At 47.5% G+C, this 623-nt stretch carries 1 protein-coding gene; it reads right to left on the bottom strand.

Features of this window, described 5'->3' with window-relative positions; genetic code table 11:
- Positions 1-10: 10 nt before the first annotated feature.
- Positions 11-190: a hypothetical protein gene (locus tag B3Q33_RS11495; protein ID WP_273009804.1), complete on the bottom strand. Its 180-nt coding sequence runs from the start codon at positions 188-190 to the stop codon at positions 11-13.
- Positions 191-623 lie beyond the last annotated feature (433 nt).

The following is a 623-nucleotide window of genomic DNA, read 5'->3' as shown; positions in this document are numbered from 1 at the left end:
TCCGGATTCATTAGACCACTACAACCGTACCTGCCCCAAAGGTCACGGCTATAAACCCTGCCATCAACCATAACCAGCCAACTTTTAGTTTTTCCCCATCCTTTGTTCTCATTACCAACCAAGTGATCGAAAACAACAGAAGAGCTCCGAGCAATTGCTCAGCAACTAGAGAGGCGTAAATAGCGCCCATGAATATCCCCTTCTATGCATGCCTAACAGCGTATTAGGTCGAACGGTTCGACATATTTATTTCGATATAATTATTTTACGGAATCCAGGCGAAGTACAGAAAAGCAAAGCCAAGTCAGAGCTTTAGCGAAAGAACGAGAACTCTTCTCACCTGACAAAACTCTAACGAGCGGCCTATTTCCTGGATTTTCCCGATATATCCCCTTTCAGAAAAACACCTTATATCAACCGTTTAGCTTTTTCTGTAAGCCATATCCTACANNTTACTCCGCTGCGCTACGTTCCTGAGGGGATATTTGGGGTATTTATCGGGTATAGGGAGGACCGGTCTATGTGGGTTTCGCGGTCGAACGACCTCTCCCACTGGATGTGGTGAAGCTGGCGCATAAAAAAGCCCGGGCAGCTTGTGGCTGCCCGGGCCGGTGGTGGCGGTT

Origin of the sequence: Alcanivorax sp. UBA3183 (assembly GCF_002364155.1) — a bacterium.
GTDB classification, from domain to species: domain Bacteria; phylum Pseudomonadota; class Gammaproteobacteria; order Pseudomonadales; family Alcanivoracaceae; genus Alcanivorax; species Alcanivorax jadensis.
The sequence above is the reverse complement of the archived record's forward strand: the minus strand, read 5'-3'. Positions and strand labels throughout refer to the sequence as shown.

Bases quoted from the DNA above. Each gene is read 5' to 3' on its own strand.
- B3Q33_RS11495 (WP_273009804.1), bottom strand. From the start codon at position 190: ATGGGCGCTATTTACGCCTCTCTAGTTGCTGAGCAATTGCTCGGAGCT.